At 28.7% G+C, this 14,252-nt stretch carries 6 protein-coding genes; all 6 read right to left on the bottom strand.

From position 1 onward, the window contains the following. Window positions 1-57 precede the first annotated feature (57 nt). Entirely contained in the window at window positions 58-8,619 is an 8,562-nt protein-coding gene (locus AAT22_RS09320; RefSeq protein WP_047000999.1) for a glucoamylase family protein, read from the bottom strand. 271 nt (window positions 8,620-8,890) lie between these two features. Continuing rightward, entirely contained in the window at window positions 8,891-9,268 is a 378-nt protein-coding gene (locus AAT22_RS09315; RefSeq protein ID WP_016205665.1) for a hypothetical protein, read from the bottom strand. 181 nt (window positions 9,269-9,449) lie between these two features. Further along, on the bottom strand, window positions 9,450-10,295 hold the full coding sequence (locus tag AAT22_RS09310) for a MurR/RpiR family transcriptional regulator (RefSeq protein WP_016205666.1): 846 nt from the start codon (window positions 10,293-10,295) through the stop codon (window positions 9,450-9,452). 25 nt (window positions 10,296-10,320) lie between these two features. Continuing rightward, window positions 10,321-11,400, bottom strand: a complete 1,080-nt coding sequence (locus AAT22_RS09305; protein ID WP_047000998.1) for a MupG family TIM beta-alpha barrel fold protein — start codon at window positions 11,398-11,400, stop codon at window positions 10,321-10,323. 194 nt (window positions 11,401-11,594) lie between these two features. Next, window positions 11,595-12,956: a PTS transporter subunit EIIC gene (locus AAT22_RS09300; protein ID WP_016205668.1), complete on the bottom strand. Its 1,362-nt coding sequence runs from the start codon at window positions 12,954-12,956 to the stop codon at window positions 11,595-11,597. A 55-nt stretch (window positions 12,957-13,011) separates the two neighbouring features. Further along, window positions 13,012-13,920 (bottom strand): N-acetylmuramic acid 6-phosphate etherase, encoded by a 909-nt coding sequence (gene murQ, locus AAT22_RS09295; protein WP_047000997.1) that lies wholly within the window; start codon window positions 13,918-13,920, stop codon window positions 13,012-13,014. Window positions 13,921-14,252: the final 332 nt, after the last annotated feature.

Genomic DNA, 14,252 nt, shown 5'->3' with positions numbered 1-14,252 from the left:
GAATTTTAAGTTTTGTGCAGCAAAAAATCCATAATTGTTAATTACATTAACTGTTAATTATATTACGACTTCTATATGTAGCTTTCCTTTATCTTTCGGAATTAAATTATCTTTAACTTCTTCTCCATCAATTATAATCTTTTTATGTTCTCCACGCTTAATCTTTATATTGTAATCTTCGTTTTCATTATTAATATTTATTTCATATTCCTTCCAAGTTTCAGGGATACACGGATCTATTTTATATCCTTTACCTTCTATTTTCTTTAAACCTAATATGTCTTCAAGACCAACTTTATACATCCATCCTGATGCTCCTGTGTACCAGCTCCATCCACCTCTTCCGCCATGAGGCTCTTTTATATATACATCTGCAGCCATTACATAGGGTTCTACTTTATAGTTTCTTGCTTCAAGTTCTGTATTTGTATGATTAATTGGATTTATCATATTATAATATTTCCATGCCTTATCTCCTAGGTCAAGCTTTGTTAATGCTAAGATAACCCACACTGCTGCATGTGTATATTGACCACCATTTTCTCTAACTCCAGGTACATATCCCTTTATATATCCTGGCTCTAAGGTAGGCGATTTATCAAAAGGTGGTGCTAATAACTTAATAAGACCCTTATCCTTATCTACAAGATATTTATCTACTGCTTCCATGGCTTCTTGTGCTCTAGTAATCTTAGCCGCATTAGAAATTATTGACCAGCTTTGTGCAATGGCATCTATTTTACACTCATCATTTTCTCTTGAGCCTAAAGGTGTTCCATCATCAAAATACGCTCTTCTGTACCAGCCTCCATCCCAAGCATTTTCTTCTAGATTTTCTTGTATAAAGCTTTGGAATGTGCTATATGCATCTTCTTTTTCTTTATCATTCTTATGCTTGCATATTTCCTTAAAGCTATCTAGTATTTTATATAAAAACCAACCTACCCAAATACTTTCTCCTTCTCCCTTATTTCCAACAGTACTCATTCCATCGTTCCAATCACCACTACCCATAAGAGGAATATTATGTCTTCCAAACTTTAAACCTCTATCTATTGCTTTTAAACAATGTTCATATATGCTTCCTTCTTTATTGGATTGATTTACTATCGTGTATCTTTCATCTTCGCCATCTCTTAGTGGTTCATCTTCTAAATAAGGAGCTTTTTCATCTAATATACTATAATCTCCTGTAGATTTTATATATTCAGAAGTTACATATGGCAACCATAACAAATCATCTGAAAATCTTGTTCTTATTCCTGAGTTTATTACTGGATGCCACCAATGTTGTACATCACCTTCAAGGTATTGTCTTGATGCACTCCTTAAAATTTGTTCTCTAGTTATATTAGGATCTAATATTCCTATGGACATAGAGTCTTGAAGTTGATCTCTAAAACCATAGGCTCCGCCACTTTGATAAAATGCTGTTCTTGATAAATATCGACAACTATAGGTTTGATACATAAGCCATCCATTTAACATATAATCCATTGATAAATCTGGTGTCTTTACTTGTATATTTCCTAGGAAATTTGACCAATAATCTTTCACATTTCTTAATTCTTCATCAACATTCTCTATATTACTGTATTTATTTATTTTTTCTTTTATTAATTCTTCACTTTCTTCTTGCCCAAAAATTATTATAATCTCTCTTTCTTCACCAGCTTTTAATTTTATATCTAGCTTAGCTCCTAAACAAGGATCATATATACTTCCACTTAAGTTATCTAAACTATTTTCTAGTAATGCTTTAGGGCTAGATAATTCTCCTCCAACTCCTAAAAAGCTTTTTCTATTACCAGTAAAACTTTGATTTTTATCGCCATTAATAGATAAATAAGCTTTTAATTTCCCAAAATATTTTGAATAAGGATTTTGGCCATATATATATTGGCCTTGGATTGATGTGCTTATGTATTTAGCACTTCCATAATTATATACACCAAGTACTAATTGAGCATAATAGAATATTGATAAATTCTTATCTACATTAGATAAATTCTTAAGAGATACTTTACATAATTTTATCTTTTCTTCCTTAGGACAAAATACTTTCATTTCACTACATATATTGTATGCAGTATGTTTGAAGGTTGAATACCCAAAGCTATGTTCGATTATGTATTCTCCTCCATCTCTTATTGGCATAGGAGTTATTGTAAAGTATGCTCCCATATCATTATCTCTTATATATAAAGCTTCTCCTGTTGGATCACTTACCCAATCATTGCTCCAAGGCGTTATTTTATTTTCCCTACTGTTTCCACACCAGGTATAAGTTGAACCCACCTCGGAAATATGGAATCCAAAATCCTTATTAGAAACTACATTTATCCATGGTGCTGGAGTATTTTCATAATCTTTAAGTCTTATGATATAGCTTTTATCTGATTTTTTAAATCCTCCATATCCATTAAAGAAGTCTAACTCACTAATATCAAAATGATTGTTTCCAATTTCAGTTTTCCTTAATTCTGATGCTTTATTCATATTTTCTTTTTCATGATTACTATGTTTTACTTCTTTTAATACTTCATCTGAATCATTATCAACCTTATTTATTTGTCTATCTACAAAACCCTTTATATAATCACTTTCATTTATATCTACTTTTATTCTATTAATGTGTGATAATTCTTCTTTGTTTCTATATTCATTATACTTATACTCTACTGCTTCCGTTAACTGCTTAGCAAGAGCTCCTTCTTTTGAATTTATATATAGTTTTGAAATACCTATAATAAAATCTCTTATATTATCACTCATTGTAGATTTATTATGAATGAAAATACCTCCTGATTTATTTATATTTTCTCTTGCAACAGAATTTCTAATTGTTGAAATTATATTTTTTTGGAGTGGTTCTTCATAGGATAACTCTTCTTCATTATAAATTACTAAGTCTGTCTTTATCCCTTTATTTCTAAAGTAATAATGCATATTAATAACTTGCCTTAATAAATCTATATCATCTTCGCTTTCAATAATTAAAAATATTATAGGTAAGTCACCTGATATTCCATATGACCATAAGTTTTCTTGATTCATTTTAATATTTCTTATGTAATCTTCTCTATTCTTTCTTCCACTATGAAGATATAAAATATAAGATGCTAAACTTTGGTATATATTTGCTTGCGCTGATCTAATTCCAATATGCTTAAGTTCTAACTGATTAGAATAATTATAAGCATCGGCACTCTTTTCTATCTTTGGAACATCTTTATATGATCTTATAAGTTCTAAAATTTCTTCTTTTGATTCTCCAACTCCTGTTAAATAGTAAATTGATTTTTCTTCTCCTGGCTTAAGTGTGATTCTACTTCTTATACTCATTATAGGATCTAATACTGTTCCAACTGTATTTTGAAGTGGGGCATCATTATCCATTACTTCTGGAGATCTCAGATTTCTATTTCTTCCTATAAAGTTTAATCTTGATGTTTCGTAAGTTAAATCACCATCTAAATCATGATTTGAAGCTATAGTATGGAATATATAATTAGTAATTGCTCCTTTTGCTCTCGGTCTCCTATTTCCTATCAGACTCTTAGTTTCTTCATTATATTCTGTACTAATAAACAAATTAGAAAAACTTGGGTGAACAGCATCCCCTTCAAAAGATTGAAGAGTTACTTCTAAATAACTTGTTATTTCTAAAGTTCTTAGCTTTTCTCCTGTATTCTTTAATGATAACTTTCTTACTTCTACATTATCTTCAGAAGCTAATGTTACTTCATAATTCGTAGTTATACTTCCATCTTTTCTTTCATACTTTGCTTTATCAAGAGTAAATTCTACTAAATAGTCTTCATTACTTTCCTTACAAGGCTCATAAGTAGCACTCCAATAATCATTTGAATTTAGATTTTTTATATAAAAGAAAGTTCCACTTGAATCTGAAGTGCTATCTCCCTTCCACCTATATACAGTCATATCATCTTTTTTAGAATATCCACTACCATCATGAGCTATCATAGTTGAATAAGTACCATTAGATAATAATAAAACTTCTTGATCCTCACCTTTATTTCCTTTAAATATTCTAGGAATAAAATCTTCCTTTTCTAACTTTTTATTATTAGCTATACTAATATCTACTTCTCTTTCAAAGGTTATGTTTTCAGGAACTTTTTCTTTTAAAAGAATTTCAGCCGCCTTTATTTCTGGAATATTATGAAATCTTTCTTTTAAAATATCATTATTTAATATATTATCTAAAGCTAAAAGAGACATTCCTAAATGATGAACCATATAACAACGTACTTCTTTTGCTTCTTCCTTTGGTTTTTCATCACTATAATCTATTGCTTCTATAAAACCATATCTACCATAAAACTTCATATCATACAGCTTTTTTAAATTTTTTATTGCAGATTTAGCATCATATGGTAAGGCCATTATTGAAGAGTATGGAGATATAACTACTTCTTGTTCAAGTCCTCTCTTTAAGCCTATTCCAGGTACCCCAAAAGCTTTATATTGATAATTTTGATTTACATCAAACTCATAATAAGCTGATTCTGATATTCCCCATGGTGTATTTTTCTTTTCTCCATAGCCTATTTGGGCACTTACAACTGATGAATATGTCAAATCCCAAATTGTATTTTTAAAACTTTTCATTATTTGAAATGGCATAAAATATTCAAACATAGTACCGCTCCAAGATACTAAAGTTTTATGCCCAAATACCTTTGTCATATTTCTACTTAAATTATACCAATGCTCCTTTGGAATTTCTCCTCTTGCTATTGATAAAAATGATGATATCCTTGCTTCTGAAGCCATTAAATCATAGTAGGAATTTCCTAAGGATTTTTCTTCTACATTGTATCCTATTGCAAAAAGCCCTCTATCTTTGTTATATAAAAATTTGAAGTTCATATCATTCATAATACTGTCTATTTCACATGCAAGAAGCTTAAGTCTTTCATTGAATTCCATAAGCTTACCAATTTTTTTATCTAAAATTATTTGGAATTCTTCTCCTGATGACTTCTTTATATCTTCTAATATATCTATCAATTGTAATAAAGTTGGAGCCTTATAATTTTTAAAGGTATCTATGACTATTTTTTCTATACCATCGAATATAAAATCATAAAAATCTATTTTTGTTTCTATTTCATTTTTTAATTTTTTTATCCAATAATATTCATTATCATTTTTCTTATTATCTTTATCACTTTCAAGTCTATCATTTACTATTTTTAATTCATCTAATAATATATTCTTATATTCTCTTAAATCAATATTATCTGGAAGCCTATCATAAAATTCTTCTTTTTCATCTTTTCTTACTATGTTGTAAGTATCTTTTATAGCTGTTATTTCTTTTTCTCTTATTATTGGGTTATTATTAAACTTTCTTATAACATCTTTAATTATCCAAAGATATCCTAAGAGGTTTCCACTATCTACTGTGGATACATACCTAGGCCAAAGTGCTTCTTTCGTCTTTGTATCATACCAATTTAAATAATGTCCATTAAATTTTTCAAGTCCTCTCATTCCATCTAAAATTGATTCTACTCTATAAATGACTTCACCTATTGATATATACCCTAAATCATAAGCCGTTAAATTAGTAATAAGCCCCATACCGATATTAGTTGGTGATGTTCTGTGTGCCAACCCCTTAAAAGGTTTTTCTTGAAAATTATCTGGAGCTAAATAATTATTTTCTTCATTTATAAAGTCTTCATAATAAGCCCATATTCTTCTACTACTTTCTCTAAGAAATTCTTCATCTTCTAATTCTAATCTATCTTTTATAAGCTTTTCTTCTTGTGATATTCTGCATGCCATTGCTGGTGCTATAGCCCAAAGAATAGAAATTACTATTGTAGCTATTAATATTTCTATAGAATTATCTAAACTAAGTAATAGTACTACTAAAGATACTCCTACTGATATCCACATTTTTTGATAATACCACATATAAGTATTCTTTACTGATTTCTCAACCCTATCAGCAGTTTTCCATTGAAGTAAATTCTTTTTAGATATAGTAAGCCTATAAATTGTTCTAAATATAGCATCAAACATAAGCCAAGCTTGGTATGGAATAAAGCTTAAAATCAATACTATTTGTTTTAATGTTTTAAAAGTTCCCATAAGCTTTTTCTTAGGTGTAACAACAAAGTCTGTTACTGTAAACATTAATGGAGTTATTAAAGCTAAAAATAACAATATAGATATTTGAACTGCTCCACTTAAAACTGTTAATATAGCTAATAATCCTAATAATAAGCTTGGGGCAAGTAAGCTCCTTCTAAGATTATCTATTATCTTCCACTTAGATATTGCTGATATCTTCTTTGAAAATGCAAAACTTGCTATTTGCCAATCTCCTCTTACCCATCTATGGAGTCTTAATGCACTAGCTAAATAGCTAGATGGATATCCATCTATTACTTCAACATCTGTTATTAATGCACATCTTGTTAAGACTCCCTCTATTAAATCATGTGAAAGGACTTTATTTTCTGGTATTTGATCTTTTAAAATATTATAGAATGAATCTATTTCTATAATCCCCTTACCAGTAAATATTCCTTCTCCAAATAAATCTTGGTATGTATCTGAAGATGCTGTTGAATAAGCATCTACTCCTGCATCTCCTGCAAAAATTTCAGAAAAATATGTTTTATGCTTATCTTCTAGATTAACACTTACCTTTGGTTGCATAATACTATATCCTCTTAATACAGAATTATTTTCTATATAAGGATTATTTAAAACATGGCTCATTGCTGAAATAAGCTTTTTAGCGCTTCCTATTGGTAAAAATGTATCACTATCTAAAGTTATTATGTATTTTGCACTTTTTAAAGAATCTATATCACTACTAATTATATTATAAGTAGTTTCTTCACTACCTCTAATTAAAGCCATAAACTCCATGAGCTTTCCTCTTTTTCTTTCATAGCCCATGTAGACTTTTTCTGATTCGTTATATAATCTCTTTCTGTTAAAGAAGAAAAATCTATCTTCTCCATCTTTTGCATACTTTTTATTCAGCTTATTTACAAATTTTATTCCTTCCTCATTTATTGCATTGTCTTGTGTCTCACTTTCATTATTGCTATCACATAAATCTCCAAGTAAAGCAAAGAAAATATTTTTATCTCTATTGGCTAAGTAATATATTTCTAATTTTTTTAGTAAATCAATTGCAGACTTGCTATTACCTAGTATTGCTGGTATTACTACAATAGTTCTTTCACTTTCAGGTATTCCCTTAGAGTAATCCATCTTAGGTATAAAACTAACAGGCGTAACCTTTGCTATAAACCAGTTTAATAGTGATATTACTACCTCACTAGATGGAACTATCATCAAAATAAATGCCAATATATATTGCCATAAATTAAAGTTTAATGGAATTAGATATGTTAATAGTAAAACTACTAAATCTACTAAAATTGTTCCTAAAAATATAGTTGATAAATAACATCCCCTTGACATCTTCTTATCTATATTTTTAGTTATATTATATCTTTTTAGTATATCTCTTACCCCATCATCTACTAAATAATATCCTATATGTCTTTTATAAAAATCTCTATTTTCTAGATGTAAACTACTAAGTTCTAGAGCTGTTTTTACTAGTTTGAGTTCATCTATATTAGTTTTTCTAGAAATTTCCTCTATTTTATGTCTATAATAATCTTTTGTTTCAAAGTCCATGTCCTCATAAATTTTAGCTGGATCTTGCTTTAATATTCTTTCTACATTTGATGTTTCTGAGAAGAATTCTTTCCAATTTATAGAATCCATTATTCTTAAAGAATTTATAGTTATTCCTATTGATGTAGCAATATTCCCTTCTCTTATATGATCTTTTATTATTTCCTTTTCAAAACTTGTGTTTTCTTTTTCTTTCAATCTATCTAAAGCAAACTTGTATACTCTTTCATCCTCTATTGAATTATCTCTTAAAATACTAAAAAACTTATCTATAAACTCAGGAGAAAACAGTCCATCATGAAGACTCTCGTCATCTCCCATATAGTTATTTTTAGATTCCTCTTTAGACTCTTCAACTTTAATTATAGGATATTTATTTTCCAGCTTAGATAATAAACTATCTATCTTATCATTATTATAAGAATCTATAACTGTATTAGCTAAGTCCTTAGCTCCCAATCTTTGCTTTTGAAGAACTACCATATCATTAGTTATTATTCCTAAATTGATTATTAATGCAATCCTAAGCATTAAAGGAAAAGCCCATAATTCTCCTATTGTAAAACTTTCTCCTTGCTCATTTATAAATTTTACTAATTCATCTTTATCTATTATATTTTGGTTTTTCTCAATATAATTTTTAGCCAATATATAAACCCTTGGATAACTAATATAATCAATTTCTATTGTAGGTAAATTATTAAAATAGTTTATTGGCAAATTAAACTTAATTGTTTTATATTCCTTTTCAATTAAATAAATATTATCAAGCAACCATTCAGCTGAAGAAATAACATCCTCCCCGTGCTTAATAAGCTTATTTAAATATTTATGATTATTAACAACTCCCTTAAATGCTTCATTAAGCTCTATGAGTATAGTTCTTCTAGTATTATTTAAAACTTCATCTCTCATAAACTTACTCCTCTCCTTATTCTTTAGTTAAGGCATTTTAAAACTCGACTAAGTTTATTATTTACATTATTGAAGAATTTTACTCATAGAAAAATAGTGAAACTAATTCAGACAAGCTGTGTAACAATGAAAATTTGATAATTGATAATTCAGGTTATAATTAGTCTGCGTTGAATTATAAAAATAAAAAATAGAAATTCTTTCGAATTTCTACTTAAATTCTCTAAACTTTATAGAAGTTTATTCTTCAATTATCCATTATTCATTATTTTTATAGTCTATTAAATTGTAAATCAAACTCACCTTCTCCTGAGTTATCAATACTTTCAAATGTCAATGTCCAATCTCCAACTATCTTATCAAAACTTTTTATTTCTTTTAAAGGCTTATCAGATGTAACTTCTTCGCTCCACTGTATATCCCCATTTGGATCTTTAAGCTCAAATTTAACATTCCCCTTAGTAAGAGTTAAATTTATTTCTAACTTCATTCCTTTAAAATTATCTTCAACATTATAAATATAAGTATCTTTTATTTTACTTCCTTGCTCTATAGTATTATGTGCTGAACTTTGATTTCTAACTATACACCCTGTCATTATAAAAAAAATCATCACAACTATAATTGTTAAACGTAAATTTCTTCTCATTTCATTCCCTCCCTAATTTATATATGACACAAAAATTGGTAAATACTATATTCAATTATATATAATTCAATCATAAATAACAAGCTGAAGGACAATTGAAAAGGAGAGATTCAAACGAATCTCTCCTTAACTTTTTCACTGCAATTTGAAATTTTCATTTCAAATAAATTTTTATTTTTTATTAATTCTTTAGTCCTTCTACTGCTTTTCTTGTTACTCTAAGTTTTTCTTCTACTGCCTTTAAGTTATTCTTTGCCATTCCTATAAATAGCATATCTATTATTGCAAGTTGTGATATTCTTGAACTCATAGCACCTTCTCTTAATGTCTTTTCTACAAATGGTACTTGAAGAACTATATCAGATATATCAGCCAATGTATTGTTTATACTTGCCTTTGTTATTGATATAACTGGTATTCCTGATTCCTTAGCATTTTCTGCGCACTTTATAACTTCTCTAGTTTCTCCTGAGTATGATATTGCTATTGCTACATCACCTTTTTCCATAAGTGCTGAAGATGTAATTTGAAGATGTGTATCTGCATGTGCAATACATCTTTTATTTATTCTACTTAATTTATAATAGAAATCCATTCCTACTAAGCTAGAAACACCCACACTAAATATATATATATTTTTAGCCTTGTTAAGTATTTCTATTGCTTTTTCTAATTCTTCTTCTTTTAAAATTCCAATTGTTTGATTCATTATAGAATCAATAGAAGCCTTTATTCCGTAAATTATATTTTTAGTTGATAAATCTCCATGCAAATATTCAAAATCAGAATTATCTTCATCATTTTGTAAATTTAATGATAATCGTAGTTTCATTTCATTTAAAGAATCAAAACCTATTTTTTTAGAGAATCTAACAACTGTTGGAGCTGAAGTATTTGTAACATCTCCAATTTCTTTTGCTGACATATTTATAATACTCTTTTTATTACTAAGTAAATATTCAGCTATTAATTTTTCTCTATCTGTGAAGCTCTCGAAGTTTTGTTTTATATACTGCAATACGTTCATTTTCACACCCTACCATCTTTTTGACTTATTTATTAATTATATTGAAATGAAATTTTTTTCCGTTACATATATATTTTAATAAATAAAAGTCCTTTTGTAAAACAGAAGCTACAATATTTGTTCTAGTATCTGCATCTTGATTTCTTTTTAATATTTCAAGCTCTCCCATATACCTCATATAGTCTTTATTATCTATAGATATATCTCCATATTTCTTACTTACTGTATTAAAAGGCTCTATGATACCCCCTTCTAAAATAAGTCTACTTTCACTCGCTCTTATAGCATCTCTTGCTTCATCTGTTCTTGACGAATAAATATTATTTAAAATTCTAAGAATTAATTCATCATTAGTTTTTATTTCTATATCTAGCTCTACAACATCCTGCTTTAATGATGATAAATCTTTTAATTCCTCATAAGTAGGAAGAGAATCCCCTATAAAAACAGATTCATTTTCTAAGGCAAATAAGTGATTTGCAGCTTCTTTTACACTTAATCCTCTATGATCTTCAAGAGTTGGCAGTCCATCTTTTAATGGACTTCTTTTCCTATTGTTTGATTGAACAAATGCGCAAGGCTTTATTCCTCTCTTTTTAAGAATTCTATTTTTATCTATCATGCATTCTTCAGATATCCCAGTTCCAATTCTAGGATAAAAGTTATGCAAAGCATCTATATTACTATAATTTGGAGAGTATTTATCAAGTTCTTCAAAAAATCTTTCAGTAATAGTTGAAGCATTTAATTGAATTTTTATACCATATTCATTTCTACTCATTTTAGCTATATTTTCTTCACTATAACCAAAATCAATTCTAATGGTTTTTACTCCCATATCCCTTAATCCTTTTAAATCCATATCTTCTAAATCAAGAAATTTAAAAGTATTGGGAGATATGTCACTAATTATATCCATGTCATATTCTTTAGCTAAATTAAAAAACTCTCTAACTTCTACCTTTAAAACTTCATAATTAGCTTCCGGTATATGAAGAGACGTAAATATTCTGCCAAAACCTAAACTATGCGCATCCTTTAATAATTGAATATTTTCTTCTTTTGTGTTATCAAGTCCGAAATAAACAGAAAATCCATAATACATAAAAAAACCTCCAGTTTTTAATTAAAAAATGAAAAAAATTAAAGATGAAATAATTAAGCGTATGCTTAATTATAAAAATTAGATAGAGAAATTCTTGCAAATTTCTCTATCTACATTAGTTTTTCTTTACTATTAAATTTTCATAATTCAGCTCGTCTGAATTATTTCATTAATTGTCAATTGTAAATTGTAAATTATTCAACAGGGTCTTCAAATCCAAGCATTTCTGTGAATATATATCCTGCTATATATGATACAACTACTCCAATTAAGAATACAAACATCTTTCCATTAGCTATTAATAATGCTAGTGGTAATCCTGATACTCCCATTGCTACTGCTCCAACCTTGAAGATTGCCATTACAGCTCCACCAACTCCAGCTCCTAAACAAGCTCCTAAGAATGGTTTTCCAAGTGGTAATGTTATACCGTATATTAAAGGTTCTCCGATTCCTAAGAATCCTGGTACTAATCCATTTTTAGCTGTCTTCTTTAATCTTTCATTTTTAGTTCTTCTAAGTACTGCTATAGTAGCTCCTACTTGTGCCATACCTGCTGTTGCTAATATTGGAAGTAATACTGTAAATCCTGCATTAGCTATTAAATCTGCATGTATTGGTGTTAATGCTTGGTGCATTCCAGTCATAACTAGTGGTAAGAATAAAGCACCTGAAACTGCTCCTGAAATTACTGATATAACCATATTGTCTGATGCAATTGTTTGAGCAACTAAAGTACCTATTGAATCTGATATAGCTCCACCTACTGGTTGAAGAATAAATAATGCTGCAAGTACTGATACAGTTAATGTAACTAATGGTGTTACAAATAAATCTAATACATCTGGTACAACTTTTCTACAAGCTTTTTCTATATAAACTGATAGAACAACAACTAATATAACTGATATAATTCCACCTCTACCTGGTGTTAAAGGCTTTCCAAAAAGTGTAATATTAGCTAGTGCTGCTGATGAAAGTATTCCACCTAATACTCCACCCATCATTGGCATATCTGAACCAAATTCTTTTGCTGCATTTACACCTACTAAAATTGATAATATTGAGAATACACCATTACCAACAAGTCCTATAATTTGAGCTGCTGTAGTTGTCTTATAAGCATCCCCAAATTGTACATTACAAATATTATTTACAGCAAGTACAAGTCCACATGCCACAAATAAAGGTATTAATGGTATAAATACATTTCCTAATTTCTTAAGTAAATTTTTAAACTTTGTATCATTTTTTTCTTTTAATTTTTCTTTTGTTGCCTTAACAGCATCTTCTCCTAAAAGAACAGGTTTACCAACTATTTTGCTAACCTCAGCTGTAACTTTATTAACCTTACCTGGTCCGTATATTACTTGTAATTGACCTTCTGCATTAACAACTCCTAAAGCTCCTTCTGACTTCTTTATTTTTTCCATGTCAGCTTTTGAGTAATCTCTAAGTTCTAATCTGCAACGAGTCATACAATTAGCAACTGATTTTATATTTTCTTTCCCGCCTAGTAATTCAACTAAATTTTTAGCAATTTCAGCATTTGTCATTTTAAGTCCCTCCATCTTATTGTATTATTTTTTACTTATATTTTGTAATTTTTTATTAATTTATGCTTTTTAAAGCTTCTGCTATATATCCATTATTATTATCTAGGATATTTTTAGCTTCATCTTTATTTAGCTTTGATAATATCATAAATATTGAAAGCTTAACATCAAAATTTGTTTCTATTAAGAATTGTTCTGCTTCTTCTCTATCTACGCCAGTAGCTTCACAAACTATCTTTTTAGCTCTTTCAACTAATTTAGCATTTGTTGCTCTTACATCTACCATTAAGTTTCCATAAACTTTTCCAAGCTTTATCATTACTCCTGTTGATAGCATATTTAAAACTAATTTTTGAGCTGTTCCAGATTTTAATCTTGTTGAACCTGTAACTACCTCTGCCCCTACTACTGGTGCTATTGAAATTTTAGCTGCTTTTGAAACTTCTGAACCTGCATTACAAGTAACTGCTACTGTTAATGCTCCAACTTCATTAGCATACTCAAGTCCGCCTATTACATAAGGTGTTCTACCTGATGCTGCTAATCCAACCACTGTATCATTTTCATTTAAGCTCTTAGCTTTTAAGTCTTCAACAGCCAATTCTCTCGAATCCTCTGCACCTTCTTTTGCTCTGAAGATTGCTTCCTGTCCTCCTGCTATAATTCCTTGAACTAATTCTTCTGAAACTCCATATGTTGGTGGACATTCTGATGCATCTAATATTCCAAGTCTTCCTGATGTTCCTGCACCTATATAAATTAGTCTACCTCCTTTGTGCATACCTTTAACTATTCCATCTATAGCTTCTGCAATTTTTGGAAGTTCTACTTCTACTGCTTCTGCAACTTTCTTATCTTCAGCATTAATCTTCTTTACCATTTCTAAGGTTGAAACCTTATCTATATCTAAGGTATTTTGATTTCTACTTTCAGTTGTTAATTTTTCTAAATCTATTTTTTTCATATAATACCTCCGAACTAAGTATAACTTTCAAAATATTTTGATTACGTTTTCAGTACAACATTATATTATCATATCTGAAATGATATTTCAATAGTTTTATTATGAAATTTTATTTCATTTCATGACATTGACAAAGCAAATTACTATGTGTATAATTAATTATTTGTAATAAAAAGTAGATATATGTAAATTGGCTTATTCCATAGCTTTACTCCAGCTCAACACAAACTTACATATGCCTACTGGAAAACTAAAAGAAAGAAATTATAAATAGCCATCCACTGATAAACTTTTTATAATTTCCTTATAGTAAAAAAGGGGCTGTCGCACTA

Source organism: Clostridium sp. C8, from assembly GCF_001010885.1.
Taxonomy (GTDB): domain Bacteria; phylum Bacillota; class Clostridia; order Clostridiales; family Clostridiaceae; genus Clostridium; species Clostridium sartagoforme.
This window is presented reverse-complemented; position numbering and strand designations above follow the sequence as displayed.